This is a genomic window from Saccharothrix mutabilis subsp. mutabilis, assembly GCF_039521145.1.
Taxonomy (GTDB): domain Bacteria; phylum Actinomycetota; class Actinomycetes; order Mycobacteriales; family Pseudonocardiaceae; genus Actinosynnema; species Actinosynnema mutabilis.
Genome location: NZ_BAAABU010000002.1, coordinates 386095 through 403172, shown reverse-complemented (window position 1 = coordinate 403172; position 17078 = coordinate 386095). Strand labels below are relative to the sequence as shown.

14 protein-coding genes are annotated in these 17078 nt (G+C 73.8%); 2 read left to right on the top strand and 12 right to left on the bottom strand.

What is annotated here, in order from left to right:
- Positions 1–201: 201 nt before the first annotated feature.
- The 5 genes from ABD126_RS05705 to pdxR form a co-directional block, all read right to left on the bottom strand.
- Positions 202–975 carry an ABC transporter permease gene (locus ABD126_RS05705; RefSeq protein WP_343932563.1) on the bottom strand — a complete coding sequence of 258 codons (774 nt, stop codon included), beginning with the start codon at positions 973–975 and terminating at the stop codon, positions 202–204.
- A complete protein-coding gene (locus tag ABD126_RS05700; protein ID WP_343932562.1) occupies positions 972–1931 on the bottom strand; it encodes an ABC transporter ATP-binding protein in 960 nt (319 codons plus the stop codon). The genes ABD126_RS05705 and ABD126_RS05700 overlap by 4 nt, the downstream gene beginning before the upstream one ends.
- Before the next feature lie 91 nt (positions 1932–2022).
- Positions 2023–3462, bottom strand: coding sequence for a GuaB1 family IMP dehydrogenase-related protein (locus tag ABD126_RS05695; RefSeq protein WP_343932561.1), 1440 nt, complete (start codon positions 3460–3462; stop codon positions 2023–2025).
- Positions 3463–3583: 121 nt separating this feature from the next.
- The gene (locus ABD126_RS05690; protein WP_343932560.1) at positions 3584–5101 is read right to left on the bottom strand and encodes an ATP-dependent DNA ligase; all 1518 of its coding nucleotides are present in this window, start codon (positions 5099–5101) and stop codon (positions 3584–3586) included.
- A gap of 47 nt (positions 5102–5148) precedes the next feature.
- Positions 5149–6522 carry a MocR-like pyridoxine biosynthesis transcription factor PdxR gene (gene pdxR / locus ABD126_RS05685; RefSeq protein ID WP_343932559.1) on the bottom strand — a complete coding sequence of 458 codons (1374 nt, stop codon included), beginning with the start codon at positions 6520–6522 and terminating at the stop codon, positions 5149–5151.
- A gap of 47 nt (positions 6523–6569) precedes the next feature.
- Here pdxR and ABD126_RS05680 point away from each other — a divergent pair, with 47 nt between their 5' ends.
- Positions 6570–7571, top strand: a complete 1002-nt coding sequence (locus ABD126_RS05680) for a DMT family transporter (RefSeq protein WP_343932558.1) — start codon at positions 6570–6572, stop codon at positions 7569–7571.
- Between the two features lie 63 nt (positions 7572–7634).
- On the opposite strand, the gene ABD126_RS05675 is transcribed toward ABD126_RS05680, so the two are convergent.
- A complete protein-coding gene (locus ABD126_RS05675) occupies positions 7635–9026 on the bottom strand; it encodes a class II fumarate hydratase (RefSeq protein ID WP_343932557.1) in 1392 nt (463 codons plus the stop codon).
- A gap of 79 nt (positions 9027–9105) precedes the next feature.
- On the opposite strand from ABD126_RS05675, the gene ABD126_RS05670 reads away from it, so the two are divergent.
- Positions 9106–10077 carry an NAD(P)/FAD-dependent oxidoreductase gene (locus ABD126_RS05670; RefSeq protein WP_343932556.1) on the top strand — a complete coding sequence of 324 codons (972 nt, stop codon included), beginning with the start codon at positions 9106–9108 and terminating at the stop codon, positions 10075–10077.
- Positions 10078–10093: 16 nt separating this feature from the next.
- On the opposite strand, the gene ABD126_RS05665 is transcribed toward ABD126_RS05670, so the two are convergent.
- The 6 genes from ABD126_RS05665 to ABD126_RS05640 form a co-directional block, all read right to left on the bottom strand.
- On the bottom strand, positions 10094–10525 hold the full coding sequence (locus ABD126_RS05665; RefSeq protein WP_343932555.1) for a L,D-transpeptidase: 432 nt from the start codon (positions 10523–10525) through the stop codon (positions 10094–10096).
- 55 nt (positions 10526–10580) lie between these two features.
- Positions 10581–11171, bottom strand: a complete 591-nt coding sequence (locus ABD126_RS05660) for a L,D-transpeptidase (protein ID WP_343932554.1) — start codon at positions 11169–11171, stop codon at positions 10581–10583.
- A gap of 137 nt (positions 11172–11308) precedes the next feature.
- A complete protein-coding gene (locus tag ABD126_RS05655; RefSeq protein WP_343932957.1) occupies positions 11309–12076 on the bottom strand; it encodes a S1 family peptidase in 768 nt (255 codons plus the stop codon).
- Positions 12077–12228: 152 nt separating this feature from the next.
- Entirely contained in the window at positions 12229–12633 is a 405-nt protein-coding gene (locus ABD126_RS05650; RefSeq protein ID WP_343932553.1) for a VOC family protein, read from the bottom strand.
- Positions 12630–15869, bottom strand: a complete 3240-nt coding sequence (locus tag ABD126_RS05645; RefSeq protein ID WP_343932552.1) for an AAA family ATPase — start codon at positions 15867–15869, stop codon at positions 12630–12632. Before ABD126_RS05645 ends, ABD126_RS05650 begins: the two co-directional genes overlap by 4 nt.
- Complete coding sequence (locus ABD126_RS05640) at positions 15866–17008, bottom strand: metallophosphoesterase family protein (RefSeq protein WP_343932551.1); 1143 nt, start codon at positions 17006–17008, stop codon at positions 15866–15868. The genes ABD126_RS05645 and ABD126_RS05640 overlap by 4 nt, the downstream gene beginning before the upstream one ends.
- Positions 17009–17078: the final 70 nt, after the last annotated feature.

Sequence of the window (17078 nt, the reverse complement as noted above, 5' to 3'; positions counted from 1 at the left end):
GGTCGGGCGGCGGTGGGGTGGGCGGCGGTGGGGTGGGCGGCGGTGGGTCGGGCGGCGCGGCGGGCCGGTGGTGCGGCCAGGTGCGGCGGGTGGGGCGGGTTGTCGTACCCCGGTGGGAGGATGGAACCGGGGGGCGCAGCCCGCGGGCGCGGTCAATCCAAAGGCGCGGTCAGTCCAAAGGCGCGGTCAGTCGGGGCGCTGTCAGTCCAGGGCGCGGCGGAGGAAGCCCTTGATGCCCAGTGCGCCGAAGGTCGCGATCGACACCACCAGCACCACCAGGCAGGTCCACAGCGGGATGTGGGGGACGTCCGGCGCGAGGACCGCCCGCGTCCCCTCGCTGACGTACGTCAACGGGTTCAGCGCGCACACCACCTGGAACCACCGCAGCCCGTCCAGCTCCCGCCACGGGAACTGCGCCGAACCGGTGAACAGCAACGGCGTCAGGATGACCGCGAACATCACCGTGATGTGCCGCGGCGACACCGACGTGCCGATCACCATCCCGACCGCCGCCCCCGCCAGCGACCCCAGCACGACCACCAGCAGCGCCACCGGCAACCCGGACACCGGCCACGTCACGTCCAGCATCAGGAACCCGATCGGCACCATCAGCACCGCCGCCAGCAACCCGCGCAACGCCCCGAACACCATCTTCTCCACCGCCACCAGCGGGATCGGGATCGGCGCGAGCAGCCGGTCCTCGATCTCGCGGGTCCACGAGAAGTCCAGGACCAGGGGCAGGGTCGTGTTCTGCAACGCGCCCAGGAAGCCGTTCATCGCGACGATCCCGGGCAGCAGCACCGCGGCGAAGTCGCCCTGCACGAAACCGATGTCGCCCAGCACCTTGGCGAAGATGAACAGGATGAAGAACGGCTGGATGATCACCTGCGCCAGGAAGCTCGGCAGCTCCCGGCCGGTCACGAAGACGTCCCGCCACAGCAGGGCCGCGAACGTCCGGGTGGCGGTCGTCGTCATCGCAGGTCCCGTCCGGTCAGGTGGATGAACACGTCCTCCAGGCTCGGCGTGCCGATCGCGAGGTCCGTGACGGCGCGGTCGAGGCGTTCCAGCGTCCGCAGCACGTCGGGCAGCGCGGCGGCCGGGGTGACGTCGGTGAACAGCCGGAACAGGCCGGCGTCGGCCACGTGCTCGACGCGCCGCACGCCGGGCAGGGCGAGCAGGGCCCGGGTGACCGGCTCGGGACCGGTCCCGTTCAGGCTCACCGTGACGCTCAGGGTCGTGCTGCCGGGCAGGGTCGCGGTGAGCGCGTCGGGGGTGTCGAGGGTGAGCAGCTTGCCGTGGTCCACGATGCCGACGCGGTCGCACAGCTTGTGCGCCTCGTCCATGTCGTGCGTGGTCAGCACGACCGTCACGCCGTCCGCGTGCAGGGCGGCCACGCGGTCGTGCACGAACAGCCTCGCCTGCGGGTCGAGGCCGGTCGACGGCTCGTCGAGGAACAGCACGCGCGGCCGGTGCATCAGGGCGCGGGCGATCATCAGCCGCTGCGCCTGACCGCCGGACAGCGTGTCCACCAGCGCCTTGGCGTGGTCCTGGAGTCCCATCCGCTCCAGGACCTCGTCGGCCAGCAGGCGTCGCTCGGCGCGTCCCATGCCGTGGTAGGCGGCGTGGAACAGCAGGTTCTGGCGGACGTTCAGCGCCCGGTCCAGGTTGTTGCGCTGCGGGACCACGGCCAGCAGCTGCCGCGCCCGCTGCGGGTCGCGGACGACGTCCACGCCCTCCACCAGGGCGACGCCGGACGTCGGCCGCACCCTGGTGGTCAGGACGCCCACCGTCGTGGTCTTGCCCGCGCCGTTGGGCCCGAGCAGGCCGAAGACCTCGCCGCGGCGGACCGTGAAGCTCAGCCCGTCCACGGCGGGGGCACGACCGGCCTTGTAGACCTTCACCAGGTCCGACACCGCGACGGCAACGTCCACGAGGGTCAGCGTAAGCCGGTCACCGGCCGGCGCGGGCGGTGAACCGCCGCCGGTCTCGCCAGCCGGCGCGGGCGGCGAACCGCCGCCGGTCTCACCAGCCGGCGGGCAGCGGGCGGCCCTCCGCGAACCCGGCGGCGGACTGGATGCCCAGCGTCGCGCGCTCGTGGAACTCCTCCACCGTCGACGCGCCCGCGTAGGTGCACGCCGACCGCACGCCCGCCGTGATCGAGTCCAGCAGGTCCTCGACGCCGGGTCGGGTCGGGTCCAGCCGCATCCGCGACGTCGAGATGCCCTCCTCGAACAGGCCCTTCTTGGCCCGCTCGAACGCGTTGTCGGTGCGGGTCCGCGCGCTGACGGCCCGCTTGGACGCCATGCCGAACGACTCCTTGTAGAGCCGGCCCTGCTCGTCGCGGTGCAGGTCGCCGGGGGACTCGTAGGTGCCCGCGAACCACGACCCGACCATCGCCGCGCTCGCGCCGGCGGCCAGGGCGAGGGCGACGTCGCGCGGGTGCCGCACACCGCCGTCCGCCCAGACGTGCTTGCCCAGCGCCCGCGCCTGCGCCGCGCACTCGGCGACGGCGGAGAACTGCGGCCGGCCGACGCCGGTCATCATCCGCGTGGTGCACATCGCGCCCGGCCCGACACCGACCTTGACCACGTCCGCGCCGGCCTCCACGAGGTCGCGCACGCCCTCGGCGGTCACGACGTTGCCGGCGACCACGGGCACGGTCGGCGAGGTGTCGCGGACGGCCTTGAGCGCGGAGATCATCTTCTCCTGGTGCCCGTGCGCGGTGTCCACGACCAGCGTGTCCACACCGGCCTTGAGCAGGGCTTCCGCCTTGGCCCGCACATCACCGTTGACCCCGATCGCGGCGGCGACCCGCAACCGGCCCTCGGCGTCCACGGCCGGCGTGTAGACCTCGGCGCGCAACGCCCCGAGCCCGGTCATGATGCCGCGGAGGCGTCCGTCGCCGTCCACGCCGAGCGCGACCCGGTGCGGGTCGTCCCCGAGCCGGTCGAACACGTCCCGCGGCGGCGTGTCCAGGGCGAGGGACACCACGCGGCGGTCGGCGACGTCGTGCAGGCGGGTGAAGCGGTCCACGCCGGTGCACGCGGCCTCGTCCACGACGCCCAGCGGCCGGCCGTCCTCGTCCACCACGACGACCGCGTTGTGGGCGCGCTTGTGGATCAGGTTGAGGGCGTCGGCCACCGAGTCGCCGGGCGCGAGCGTGAGCGGCGTGTCCCACACGGGGTGCCGCTCCTTCACCCAGGACACGATCTCGGCGACGGCGTCGGGGGCGACGTCCTGCGGCAGCACCACCAGCCCGCCCCGCCGGGCCACCGTCTCGGCCATCCGGCGGCCGGCCACGGCGGTCATGTTGGCGACGACGATCGGGATCGTGGCCCCGGTGCCGTCGGAGGTCGAAAGGTCCACGCCGAACCGCGACTCGACGGCCGAGCGGCTGGGGACCAGGAAGACGTCGTCGTACGTCAGGTCGTAGCTGGGCGCATGCCCTTCGATGAATCGCACGAGACCTTGACACTACCCGTCCGGAGGCGGTTGTGCCCTTGGTCGGGACCTCCCAATCACAGGGGGCGGGACGACACTTCGGTTGTGCGATCCTCCAAGCGCCGCACCGCGCTCCACCGGCTCAGGTGGGCAGGTCGGGTGGTGTCGCGGGCTTCGGCAGCAGGGCTCGGACCGCGTCGATCGTGTCCGCCTCCGCCGCGTCCTTGTCCGGCCGGTAGCGCAGGACCCGCGCGAAGCGCAGCGCGACGCCGCCCGGGTACCGCGGGCTGACCTGGACGCCGTCCAGCTCGATCTCGATCACCAGTTCCGGCCGCACGGTGACCACCCAGTCGGTCTTGTCCGTCGCCAGCGCCATCAGCTCGCGCGTCTGCCACGCCAGCAGTTCGTCGGTCAGCCCCTTGAACGTCTTGCCCACCATGATCGGCGGCCCGCCGTCCGGGTCGCGCGCGCCCAGGTGCAGGTTCGACAGCAGGCCGCGCCGCCGCCCGCTGCCCCACTCGACCCCGAGGACGACCAGGTCGAGCGTGTGCACCGGCTTCACCTTCTGCCACGACCGGCCCCGCCTGCCCGCCGCGTACACCGACTCCAGCCCTTTCACCACCACGCCCTCGTGCCCGGCGGACAGCGCGTTGGCCAGCACCGCCTCCGCCTGCTCCGCCGACGGCGACTCGACCCCCGGGATCACGTGCGCCCCCGCCACCCGGCGCAGCGCCGCCAGCCGCTCGGACAGCGGCGCGTCCAGCAGGTCCGCCCCGTCCAGGTGCAGGCAGTCGAAGAAGAACGGGCTCAGCAGCAACTCCCGCTCGTCCTGCGCCCCGAACCGGCTCATCGTCTCCTGGAACGGCCGCGGCTTGCCGTCGTCGTTCAACGCCAGCGTCTCGCCGTCCAGCACCACCGAGGTGCACGGCAGCCCCCGCACCAGCGCCACCAGCTCCGGCACCGTCCGGGTGATCTCCCGCAACGTCCGGGTGAAGACCCGCACCTCGTCACCCGACCGGTGGACCTGGATGCGTGCCCCGTCCAGCTTGTGCTCCACCACGCACGCCCCCAGCTCGGCCAACGCCGAGGGCAGCGACTCCGCGGGCGACGCCAGCATCGGCCGCACCGGACGCCCCAGCTCCAACCGGAAGTCGCCCAACGTGCCCGCCAGCGCCGCGACAGCGGTGTCCGGCATGCTCCCCGACAGCATGAACGCCCGCCGCACGTCCTCGCCCGGCGCGCCGGCCGCCCGCGCGATCGCGTCGAGCATCACGCCCTCCAACGCGCCCTGCCGCAGCTCACCGGTCAGCAGCCGGCGCAGGAAGTCCTGCTCCTCGGCCGTCGCGCGCCCGAACAGCGAGGTCAACGCCTCCAGCCGCCGCTGCGCCGACCCCTTGCCCGAGATCGCCGCGTACGCCCCCAGCGCCGCGTCCACCTCCGCCACGGTCAGCCCGGGCTCCGCCGCGGGCGGCGGGGACACGTCGAGCACCGTGCGGTAGCCGGCCCCGATGCGCCCCTGGCTGGGCACGCCGACCAGGAACGACACGACCGCGGGCGTGGTCGTCCGCCGCAGCAGCTCGGCCAGGGCGGCGACCTTGGCCAGGCGCGACCGCGTGGCCGCCACGGCGGCGGACGTCTCGACTACCTCAGCGAACAGCACGTTGACCATGGTGCACCGGGGGTACGACAAAAGCCGGTTGGAGCCGGCTAGGGGATCGCGCACATCTCCTGCACGGCCCGGCGCAGCCGGTCCGGCGTGAGGGCCGCGTACCCCAGGACCAGGCCCGGGAACGTCGGCACCCGCGCGTAAGCCGACAACGGCGGCGCGTTGATGCCCGCGTCGGCCAGGCGGCGGGACAGCGCCGTGTCGTCGGCGCCGTCGGGCAGGCGGAGGACGACGTGCAGGCCGGCCGCGACGCCGATGGGGGTCCAGTCGGGCCGGACGCGGGCCAGCTCGTCCAGCAGCGCGTCGCGGCGGGCCCGGTAGAGCTGGCGGGTGCGGCGGAGGTGGCGGTCGTAGCCGCCGGTGCGCAGGAGCTGCGCGAACGCGGCCTGGTGGAGGGTGCCGCAGCCCAGGTCGTCCAGGCGCTTGCGCTCGACGACGGCCGCGCGCAGCGCGGGCGGCAGGACCAGCCAGCCCAGCCGCAGCGCCGGCGCGAGCACCTTGCTGGTGCTGCCCTGGTAGGCGACGTGCGCCGGGTCCAGCGCCTGCATCGCGCCGGTCGCCGGGCGGTCGTAGCGGTGTTCGGCGTCGTAGTCGTCCTCGATGACGACGGCGTCGCGCTCGCGGGCCCAGTCGAGCAGGGCGCGGCGGCGGTCGGGGTGCAGGACGACGCCGAGCGGGAACTGGTGCGCGGCGGTCACCAGGACCGCGCGGGTGTCCACTCTGGACAGCTCGGAGACGCGGATGCCCTTGTCGTCCACCGGGATCGGGTGCAGGCTCAGGCCGTGCGAGCGGAGCATGTCGGCCGCGCCGAAGTGGCTGGGCTCCTCGATGGCGACGCTGGTGTGCCCGGCGGCGCGCAGCACGCGGCCCAGCAGCGAGATGCCCTGCGCCGCACCGTTCACGACCACGACGTCCGACGGGTGCGCGGCGACGGCGCGGACGCGGCCGAGGTAGTCGGCGAGCTCCTCGCGCAGCGGCGCGAAGCCGGCCGGGTCGGGGTAGCCGAGGTCGTCGGCGGTGAGGGCGTTCAACGCGGTCCGGTTGGCCTGGAGCCACTCGTCGCGCGGGAACGCGCTGAGCGCCGGCACGCCGGGACGCAGGTCGTAGCGCCACGGCGGCGGGTGCTCGGGGGTGGCGGGGAAGCTGTTGGGCCAGTCGCAGGCGGCGGTGACGGTCGTGCCCGAGCCGCGCTTGGCCTCCAGGTAGCCCTCGCCGACGAGCTGGGTGTACGCCGAGGTGACCGTGCCGCGGGCGACGCCGAGCTGGTCGGCCAGGTCGCGGCTGGACGGCAGGCGGGTGCCCGGCTTGAGCCGGCCGTCGCGCACGGCGCGGCGCAGCTCGGACTCAACGGCCCGGCGGCCGGTGAGCCCGCCGGGGAGGAGCAACTCGCGGAAAGTGGTCCAGTTGGTGGCCATCGAAGTGGAGCTTAAACGTGGACCACTCGTCGGTGAAGGTTGCCGACATGAACCGTGTGAGGGCCGGCGTCGCGTCCGGGGTGTTGAGTTCGGTGATCGTGGGGGCGTCGGTGCCGGTGACCGGGATGCTCCAGGGGTACCCGCTGCTGTCCGGGCAGGCGATGCGGTACGCGCTGGGCGGGGTCGTGCTGCTGGCGTGGACGTTGGCGCGGGGTGGTCGGCTGCCGGTGCCGCGCGGGCGGGACTGGCCGGCGCTGGGCGCGCTGGTCGGGCTGGGGATGCTCGGGTTCAACGCGTGCGTGCTCTACGCGCAGCGGTACGCCGAGCCGGGGTTCGTGGCGGCGGTGCTGGGCGCGAGTCCGCTGGTGTTGGCGCTGGTGGCGCCGTTGCTGTCGGGGCGGCGGCCGGCGCTCGGGGCGGTCGTGGGCGCGGTGTTCGTGGTGGGCGGTGTGGTGGTGCTGTCCGGCGGTGGGTCGTGGCGCGGGCCCGGGTTGGTGCTGGCGGTGCTGACGATGCTGGGGGAGGCGGCGTTCACGCTGTTCGCGGTGGGTGTGGTGCGGCGGATGGGCGGGGTGGCGGTGGCCACCTGGTGCTGCTTCCTGGCGGCGGGCGCGGGCGCGGTGCTGGGGACGTTCGTCGGCGGGTGGCAGGTGCCGACGGCGCGCGAGGGCGTGGCGCTGGTGGTGCTGGCGGTGGTGGTGACGGCCGTGGCGTTCGGGCTGTGGTACTTCGCGGTGGCGCAGCTGAGCGCGGACCGGGCCGGGGTGCTGATCGGGTTGATGCCGGTGGCGGGGCTGGTGGCGTCGGTGGTGCTGGGCGCGCAGGCGCTGACCGCGGTGGGGCTGGTGGGGGCGCTGGCGGTGGCGGCCGGGTGCGTGATCGGGCTGCGGCGCGGCGGGGCGGAAGCCGCGGCCGGCCCGCAGCCGGTTGAGCAGCCCTTGGCCGGGGCCGGGGCGGTTGAGCAGCCCTTGGCGGGGGCGGGCCTGGCTGAGCAGCCCCCGACTTCAAGTCTGCCGGCGAGCACCGACATCGAGGCCATGCGGCGCTGAGGGAGCGCTGAGAGCGGGGATCGGGAGGGCGGGCCCGGGGGGCGCCCTCCCGATGCGCGTGGGTCAGCCGCCGTTGGCCATGCGGAGGACGTCCAGGGCCTCGTCCAGCTGGGCCTCGGTCAGCTTCGCCGGCACGTGGCCGCGCTCCAGCACCACCTCGCGGATGGTCTTGCGCTCCTTCAACGACTGCTTGGCGATCGACGCCGCCTCCTCGTACCCCAGGTAGCGGTTGAGCGGGGTCACGATGGACGGGGACGACTCCGCGTACTCGCGCATCCGGTCCGCCTGCGGTTCCGTCCCCACCAGGACCTTGTCCGCCAGCAGGCGGGCCGCGGCGGCGAGCAGGCGGGCCGACTCCAGGACGTTGCGGGCGATGACCGGGAGCATCACGTTGAGCTGGAAGTTGCCCTGCGCGCCCGCGAACGCCACCGCCGCGTCGTTGCCGATGACCTGGGCGACGACCATCATCGTCGCCTCCGGGACCACCGGGTTCACCTTGCCGGGCATGATCGACGAACCCGGCTGGAGGTCCGGCAGCGCCAGCTCGCCCAGCCCGGTTCGGGGTCCCGAACCCAGCCAGCGCAGGTCGTTGGCGATCTTGAACAGGCCCACGGCGGTCGCGCGCAGCTGGCCCGACGCCTCCACGACGCCGTCCTGGGTCGCCTGCGCCTCGAAGTGGTCGCGCGCCTCGGTCAGGGGCAGGCCCGTCACCGCCGCCAGTTCCGCCGACACCGCCGCGCCGAATCCCTCGGGCGCGTTCAGGCCGCTGCCGACGGCCGTGCCGCCGATGGGCAGCTCCGCCAACCGGGGCAGGCTCGCGGTGAGCCGTTCGACGCCGTAGCGGACCTGCGCCGCCCACGCGCCGGCCTCCTGGCCCAGGGTCACCGGCACGGCGTCCATCAGGTGCGTCCGGCCGGACTTCACCAGGCCCGACCACTCCGCGGCCTTGGCCTCCAGAGTCTCCGCGAGGTGCTCCAGGGCCGGGATGACGTCCTTCGCCACCGCCTCCGTCGCGGCCACGCGCAGGGTCGTCGGGAACGTGTCGTTGGACGACTGCGACGCGTTGACGTGGTCGTTCGGGTGCACGTCCCGGCCCAGCGCGCGGGTCGCCAGGGTCGCGATGACCTCGTTGGCGTTCATGTTCGACGACGTCCCGGACCCGGTCTGGAAGACGTCGACCGGGAAGTGGGCGTCGTGCGCGCCTCCGGCGACCTCGTCGGCGGCCGACGCGATCGCCCGCGCCACGTCGGCGGGCAGCACGCCCAGCCGCTCGTTCACCCGCGCGGCGGCGGCCTTGAGCAGGCCCAGCGCCCGGATCTGCGCCCGTTCCAGGCCCCGGCCGGAGATCGGGAAGTTCTCCACGGCGCGCTGCGTCTGCGCCCGCCACAGCGCATCCGCGGGCACCCGGACCTCGCCCATGGTGTCGTGCTCGACGCGGTACTCCTGTTCAGCCATGACACCGAGTTTGGACTGCCTTTCCTTGCTTGGCCCGAGAAAGGTAGGCAGAGTGGGCCTGAACACCTATGGTCGAGTCATGGAGCTTGAGGTCGACCTGCTCATCGTCGGAGCCGGCCCCACGGGGCTCTTCGCCGCCTACTACGCGGGTTTCCGAGACCTGTCCGTCGCGCTGGTCGACTCCCTGCCGGAGGCGGGCGGCCAGATCACCGCGATGTACCCCGAGAAGATGATCTTCGACGTGGCCGGGTTCCCCGCCGTGCGCGGGCGCGAGCTGGTCACCGCCCTGGTCGCGCAGGCCGACCAGTGGAAGCCGACCTACCTGCTCGGCCGGCAGGCCCGCACCCTGTCCACTGTGGACGACCGGCTGGTGGTCGGGCTGGCCGACGGCGGCGTCGTCCGGGCCGGCGCGGTGCTGATCACGGCCGGCATCGGCGAGTTCAAGCCGCGTCCCCTGCCGGCCGGCGACGGGTGGCTGGACAAGGGCGTCGTGCACTTCGTGCCGACGCTGAACGTCCACACCGGACAGGACGTCGTGGTGGTCGGCGGCGGCGACTCGGCGTTCGACTGGGCGCTGGCCCTGCACCCCATCGCGAACAGCGTCACGCTGGTGCACCGCCGGTCGACCTTCCGCGCCCACCCGCCGACCGTGCGGCAGGTCCGCGACCTCGGCGTCGAGATCATCACCGACGCGGAGGTGCTCGAACTGCGCGGCGACGACCACGTGGCAGAGGTCGAACTGGGTCTCAAGGGCGGCGACCGCAAGGTGCTGCCCGCGCAGACCGTCGTGGCCGCGCTCGGCTTCACCGCCGACCTCGGCCCCATCGAGTCGTGGGGCGTCGAGCTGGACCACCGGGCGATCGTCGTGGACACCACGATGCGCACCGCCCGGGACCGGGTCTACGCGGCGGGCGACGTCGCGCAGTACCCCGGGAAGGTGAAGCTGATCGCCACCGGCTTCGGGGAGGCGGCCACGGCGGTCAACAACATCGCCGTCGTCCTCAACCCCGACGCCCACCTGTTCCCGGGGCACTCCAGCAACGCGGGTTGATCAGGGCACGACTTGATCAGGGCACGACCTGGACCTGCTCACCCACGAACAGGTTGTCGAAGAACGTCAGCGCGGCCTCGGGTGAGAGGTGCACGCAGCCGTGGGACAGCTCCGTCAGGCTGCCCTCGTGGAACGCGATCCCCGATTGGGTGAAGTACACCGAGTTCGGCATCGGCGCGTTGTAAGGGACGCTCCAGTCGTTCTTCACCTTGCGCAGCACGGAGAACGTGCCGACCGGTGTCTCGTACCCCGGGCGGCCGTGGGTCACCGGAACGGGTCCGTAGCTCAGGTTGCCCCGGTAGATCAGCCACGCCTGGTTGGTGGACAGCTTCAGGCACGCACCGTCCTGGATGTCGCAGGGCGTGCCGGTCGAAGCGTTGGCGGGTGCCGCGAGGCCTGTCGTGAACGTCAGTGCCAGCGCGGCAGCCAAGGTGCCGAGCTTCCTCATGGCGAATCACTCCCTCACCCACTCGGCTACCCCGCGTGAGGGCCGGTTCAACCCGTCAGGCGACGACCTGCACCTGTTCACCCGAGTGGAGGCTGTTGAAGTACTTGATGGCGGCCTCCATGGACAGGTGGATGCAGCCGTGCGACTCCTCGGTCAGGCTGCCCTGGTGGAACGCGATGCCGTAGTCGGTGAAGTAGGTCGAGTACGGCATCGGCGCGTTGTTGTAGGGGCGGCTGACCTCGTCCTTCACCTTGTGGAGCACCGGGAAGTACCCGACCGGGGTCTCGTAGCCGGGGCGACCGGAGGTGATCGGGACCGGCCCGTACTCCACCTTGCCGCCGCTGATCAGCCACGACTCGTTCGTGGACAGCCGGATGCACGCGCCCTCGGTGATGTCGCACGGCGTGCCCTCGACGGTGACCGGCGGGGGCGGCGGCGCGGGCTGCGGGGTCGGCGTCTCCGAGACGGTCGACGACGCGACCGGGGACGACGGGGCAGCCGCCGGCGAGGACAACGTCGAGGACGACGGCGACGCCACGACCGACGACTGGTCCGATGTGGACGGGGCCGCGGTCGGTTGACCGGTCCCGCACGCCGTCGTCACCGTCGCCAGGAAAGCGATTCCCACCAGTGCTGCCTTGCGCATCGCGCACCCCCAGGTTCGTTGCGGTACTTGCCCTGGAGACGCCACCCGGTGCCCGTGGGTTGCCACGCGGTTGTAACGAAACGGGAAGGGCCGCCCCGCGCGTGGCGGGACGGCCCTTCCGGTGCGTGCCTGACGGACTACACGGCACCCGCGTACTGGCTGATCCAGGTGCGGAACGCCGGGACGTCCATGTAGATCGACGGACCGGTCGCGCAGGTGGAGCTGTTGTTGCCCGCGCGGCTGGTGGCGCCGATGAGCTGCCACGTGCCGTTCACCGACTTGATCTGCGGGCCGCCCGAGTCGCCGTAGCAGGCGCCCGAGTTGCCGTTGGGGTTGTTCGTGCAGATCTCGTAGCTGCCGTAGATGCCGTAGCAGCTGCTGTCGGACACGATCGAGGTGTTCAGCTCCTGCAGCGTGACCGGCGCGCCGCCGCAACCACGCGGGGCGCAGGTCTGGCCCCAGCCGATGATCCGGGTGGCGGTGCCGACCGCGCCCGAGGTGGACGCCACGGTGATCGGCGTCTGGCTCACGCTGGTGGCCAGGCGCACGAGCGCGATGTCGTAGCTCGGGTGGGTGACGATCTGGGCGCCCGACGCGACCGAGCCGCCACTGGTGCGGTTCGTCGTGCCGATGCGGGCCCGGATGGACGAGGCGGACCGGCCCTGGACGCAGTGCTTCGCCGTCACGACCCAGTTCGCCTTGATGAGCGAGCCACCGCAGAAGTGGCTGCCCGTGGTGCTCTGCAGGGACACCATGAACGAGTAGACCTGCGTGGCGTTCCCACCGCCGACGATGTACGGGGTCAGCTCGCCTTCGTCGGACGGGGCCGCCGCCGCCCCACCCGCCGCCGCGAACGCCGCCCCGATCGCAACCGCGAAGGCGGTGAACAGGGTACGAACCTTCATCATTTCCTCTCCGTGCCCGGCGCAGGGATGCCGGGGGCACGACTCGGAAACTAGGGAGGGTGGCCGGATGATCACTACATCCGTTCGGCCGGTAACACCCCGTTGACCGTTGACAGCGGAACGTCAATGTCCGATATCCGGACACCTGACCGTCAGCGGGCGGCTTCCTGGGTGATCATGACCGGGTTGCCGTCCGGGTCGGCGATGAAGGCGACCCGCTCACCCCAGGGCGTGTCCGACGGCTCCAGCAGCACCGGGTGGCCGAGCCCCGCCAGTTCCGCCACCACCGCGTCCACGTCGTCGTGGTAGACGCACAGCTCGAACCGGTGGCCCGAGGTGGGCCGCTGGAGCCGGCCGTGGACCCCCAGCCCGTCCGAGGCCACCTGCCCCAACCCGAGCCGGGAGCCGTCCGGCAGGGACACCGCCACGAACACCGGGTCGCCCTCCTCGGGGAACCGGTAGTCCGGGGTGAAGCCCAGGGCGTCCCGGTAGAACTCCAGCGACCGGGGCAGGTCGTCGCACACCAGCATCGGGAACGCCGATCGGAACCCGCTCACGCCACCACCTCCAGCGACGAACCGCCGCGCGCCTTCCGCACCCGCAGCCGGGTCGGGATGCGTTGCCGCAGCTCCTCCACGTGCGACACCAGGCCTACCACGCGACCGCCCGCGCGCAGCTCGTCCAGGATCGTCATCACCAGTTCGAGGGTGTCCGCGTCCAGCGTGCCGAAGCCCTCGTCGATGAACAGGGTGTCCAGCACCGCCCCGGCCGCCACCACGTCCGACAGGCCCAGCGCCAGCGCCAGGGACGCCAGGAACGACTCGCCGCCGGACAGGGTCTTGGTCGGGCGCTGGCGGCCGGAGTAGTCGTCCAGCACGTCCAGGCCCAGGCCGCCCCGGGTGCCGCGCGGGCCGGCCTCGACCGAGTGCACGAACCGGTAGCGGCCCTGGCTCATGCGTTCCAGGCGGGCGCTGGCGGCCACCGCCACCTCTTCCAGCCGCGCCGCCAGGACGTACGTGCGCAGGGTCATCTTCTTGGCGTTCTGCCCCTGGCCGTTGATCACGTCGGTCAGCGCGGACAGCTCCTCGTACTCCGCCTCGACCGGCTCCAGCTCGACCCGGGCGGCGGCCAGCCGCTCGGCCAGCGCCTCGGCGCGCCGGGCGTCGCGCCGGGCGGCGGCCAGGGCGGAGGCGGCCCGTTCGGCCTCGGCGGTCGCCGCGCGGAACGCGGACTCCGCGCCGGCCAGGTCCACCTCGGTGTCCGGGTCCACGTCTGCCAGCTCGACCAGCACCGCCTCGGCGGTCACCCGGGCGTCCTCGACCTTGCGGATCCTGGTCTCCAGGGCCTCGACCGCGTCGTCCGGGCGCACCGCGGCCACGGCGTCGGCGACGTCGGCGAACCCGGCCTCGGCGGCCAGCCGCGACACCTCCACGCGCTGCTCGGCCAGGCGTTCCGCGCACTCGGCGACGGCGGTGCGACGCTCGGCGAGGGTGGCCAGGGCGTCGGCCAGGTCGAGCAGGTGGGCGCGCCGGGCGGTGACGTCGGGGAAGTCGCCGCGCGCCGCGTCCAGGCGGTCGGCGCGTTCCCGGACGGTCTCGGACAGCTCGACGTGCCGGGTGGTCAGCTCGGCGACCTCGCGTTCCAGGGCGGTCCGGTCGGCGGTGGCGGACTCGATCTCGCGCTCCAGCTCCGACAGCGCGGCGACGCGCTGGTCACGTCGCGCGGCAAGGGATTTGACGGTCCGGTGCTCGGCGACGAGCGCGTCCGGGTCCTGGTCGCCGACGACCTCGCGCAGCGCCGCCAGCCGGTTCTCCGCTTCCTGGGACGCCTTCTCGGCCGCGGCCCGGCGGTCGGCGGCGACCTGCTCGGTGTCGGCGGCCCGGTCCTCGTCGGCCCCGGTGACGGCGTTGAGCATCGGCGCGGCGGGCGTCGGGTGCTCCTTCGAGCCGCACACCGGGCACGCGCGGCCGGCGCGCAGGGCGGCGGCGAGTTCGACGGCCATGCCGTCCAGGCGCTGCTTGCGGACCTGGAGCAGGACGTCCCGCGCCTTCTGGTGGGCGTCCACGGCGACCCGGCGGGCGTCGTCGGCCGTGAGCAGGGCCCGTTCGGCGACGGGGATCTCCTGCGCCGCCAACGCTTTCGCGGTCACCGCGTCGAGCCGGGCGGCGGCCAGCGCGGCCTCCTCGACCTCGACCCGCGCGACGGCGAGCCGGTCGGGCACCTCGGCCAACGCGGCGACGAGCTTCGCCAACCGCCGACCGGCGGTCTCCGCCCGCTTCTCCAACTCGACGAGCCGCCGCCGATCCTCCCGCTGCCGCTGCGCCTCCTCGGCCAACCGCGTGAGCCCCCCGGCCTCCTCCCGGAACCGCTCACCCTCCGCCCGCAACTCCGCCGCACCGACTTTGTCGGTACCCGATGAGACAATGGAACCGGGGGCCGGAGGCCGCACCCCACCAGCGCCAACGCCCCCAGCGCCCACGCCACCAGCGCCGCCCGCGCCAGCGCCGCCCGCGCCAACGCCACCAGTGCCGAGCCCGCTCGCGCCCGCCCCGCCTGCGCCAAGCCGGCCCGCGCTCAGCCCGCCAGAGCCAGCCCCGCCCGCGCCCAGCCCGCCCGCGCCGAGCCCGCCAGAGCCAGCCCCGCCCGCGCCAACGCCACCAGCGGCGAGCCCGCCCGCGCCCGCCCCGCCTGCGCCGAGCCCGCCCGCGCCGAGCCTGCCAGAGCCAGCCCCGCCCGCGCCGAGCCCGCCAGGGCCGGCGTAGCCCAGGTCCAGGAGCGCGCGAGCAGCGGCCACCTCCTGCGCCTCCGCCGACGCCAGGGCCCGTTCCAGCCGCGCCACCGCGTCCCGCGCCGGCACCACGACCGACGCCCGTCGCGCCGCGTCCCGCTCGCGCACCCACGCCACCCGGTGCGGCTCGATCTCCGCGCACCGCGCCAACGCGTCCCGCGCGCCGCGCACCCGCGACACCCGTGCCGCCAGCTCGTCCGCCCGCCGCCACGCCGCCTCGGCCGCCGACCGCGCGGCGGCCGTCTCCGCGGCCCGCGCCGAAGCCTCGCGCTCCGCCTCCGCCAGCCGCTTCACCAGCGAGCTGAGCCACTCGGGGTCGCCGCCGTCCTCCGGCACGTCCTCCCGCGCGACCTCCGCCACCCGCTGCACCAGGTCCCGACTGGCCAGCCGCAGCCGCTCCAGCTCACGCCCGCGCTCCACCCGCCGGTCCCGGAACCAGCGCTCCACGTCCACGAACCGCTCGGTCCCGAACAGCCGCTCCAGCAGCTTCTCGCGCTCGGCGGTGTCGGCGCGCAGGAACTTCGCGAACTCGCCCTGCGGCAGCAGCACCACCTGGAAGAACTGCTCGGCGGTCATCCCGAGCAGGCTCTCCACCTCGCGCGCGACCTCGTCCACGCGGCTGTGGCCCTCGCCGTCCCAGCCGCTGATCCAGGTCAGCGACGCCTTCGCGTTCTGCCGGGTGAACCCGTCGCCGCGCTTCTTCGGCCGGTCGTACTCGGGGCTGCGCACCACCCGGAACCGCCGCCCGCGCACGGTCAGCTCCAGCGCGACCTCGGTGACCGCGTCCCGGTCGGCGTAGTCGCAGCGCAGCCGCTTCGCCTCGTTGCGCGCCCCCGGCACCCGGCCGAACAGCGCGAACGCGACCGCGTCCAGCAACGTCGTCTTGCCCGCGCCGGTGTCACCGTGCAGGAGGAACAGGCCGTCCGCGCCGAGCAGGTCGAAGTCGACCTCCTCCCGACCCGCGTACGGGCCGAACGCGGTCACCTCCAGCCGGTGCAGCTTCACGACGCCTCCTCGCGCGCCGCCGCGGCGATCGCCTCCCGCAGCAACGACAGCTCCCGCTCGTTGGGCGGCTCACCGCGCACGTCCTCCAGGAAGCAGCACCCGATCTCCTCGTCGCTGCGCCCCCGGATCCGCTCGGCGAACCGCAGCTCACCGGTCCGCCCGCCCTCGGGCCGCCACTCCACGTGCACCGCGTGCGGGAACCGGGCCCGCAACCGGCGCAACGAGTCCAGCGGGCGCACGGCGTCGGTCAGCACCGCGGACACGAAGTGGTCCTCCGCGGCGGTGTGCCCCGGGTCGACCAACAGGTCCTCGATCGCACCGGTCAACGTCGAGAGCCGCCGCGGCACGGGCAGCGTCCGCCGCTCCGCGCCGGCGAGCCCCGACCCGTCCACCTCGACCAGCCACACCGACTTGACCTGCTGCGACTCCGAGAACGAGTACGCCATCGGGCTGCCCGAGTAGCGCAGGCCGTCGGCGAGGGTCTGCTGCCCGTGCAGGTGCCCCAGGGCCACGTAGTCCACTCCGGCGAACACCCCGGCCGGCACGTCCTGCACGCCGCCGACCGCGATGGTCCGCTCCGACTCGCACGGCTCGCCGCCGGTCACGAACGCGTGCGCGAGCACCACCGACCGGGCGCCCGGACGTCCGGCGAGGTCCGCGCGGACCCGGCGCATCGCCTCGGTCAGCACCGCCTCGTGTCCCTTGCCCTCGACGCCCAGCGCGTGCCGCGCGGTCTCCGGCTCCAGGAACGGGATGCCGTACACGGCGACCGGGCCGTCCGCGTCACCGAACAGCACCGGCTCGTGCAGGTCGGCGACGCGCGTGCGCAGGTGCAGCCCACCCGCCGCGGCGAACCCGCCGAACAGGCCCAGCCGCGCCGCGGAGTCGTGGTTGCCGGGGGTGACGACGACCTGGGCGCCGGCCGCGCGGAGGCGTTCCAGCACGCGCGTGCACACGGCGATCGCCTCGGCGTTGGGCACGGCCCGGTCGAACAGGTCGCCGGAGACCAGCACGACGTCCACCCGCTCGTCGGACACGAGGTCGGCCAGCCCGCCCAGCACGGCTTCCTGCTCGGCGAGCAGGTCGCGGCCGTGGAACGTCCGACCCACGTGCCAGTCGGACGTGTGGAGCAACCTCATGGGCCGCCACGCTAGGGGCGAGCGCCGGCCGGCCCCGACAACCGACTCGGCGTGTCGCTCGAACGTGTGA

What these genes read in the sequence shown, in the direction of transcription:
- ABD126_RS05675 (WP_343932557.1), bottom strand. Translation starts at nt 9,026, where the DNA reads ATGGCTGAACAGGAGTACCGCGTCGAGCACGACACCATGGGCGAGGTC.
- ABD126_RS05655 (WP_343932957.1), bottom strand. Translation starts at nt 12,076, where the DNA reads ATGAAGGTTCGTACCCTGTTCACCGCCTTCGCGGTTGCGATCGGGGCG.
- ABD126_RS05705 (WP_343932563.1), bottom strand. Translation starts at nt 975, where the DNA reads ATGACGACGACCGCCACCCGGACGTTCGCGGCCCTGCTGTGGCGGGAC.
- ABD126_RS05670 (WP_343932556.1), top strand. Translation starts at nt 9,106, where the DNA reads ATGGAGCTTGAGGTCGACCTGCTCATCGTCGGAGCCGGCCCCACGGGG.
- pdxR (WP_343932559.1), bottom strand. Translation starts at nt 6,522, where the DNA reads ATGGCCACCAACTGGACCACTTTCCGCGAGTTGCTCCTCCCCGGCGGG.
- ABD126_RS05660 (WP_343932554.1), bottom strand. Translation starts at nt 11,171, where the DNA reads ATGCGCAAGGCAGCACTGGTGGGAATCGCTTTCCTGGCGACGGTGACG.
- ABD126_RS05680 (WP_343932558.1), top strand. Translation starts at nt 6,570, where the DNA reads ATGAACCGTGTGAGGGCCGGCGTCGCGTCCGGGGTGTTGAGTTCGGTG.
- ABD126_RS05665 (WP_343932555.1), bottom strand. Translation starts at nt 10,525, where the DNA reads ATGAGGAAGCTCGGCACCTTGGCTGCCGCGCTGGCACTGACGTTCACG.
- ABD126_RS05640 (WP_343932551.1), bottom strand. Translation starts at nt 17,008, where the DNA reads ATGAGGTTGCTCCACACGTCCGACTGGCACGTGGGTCGGACGTTCCAC.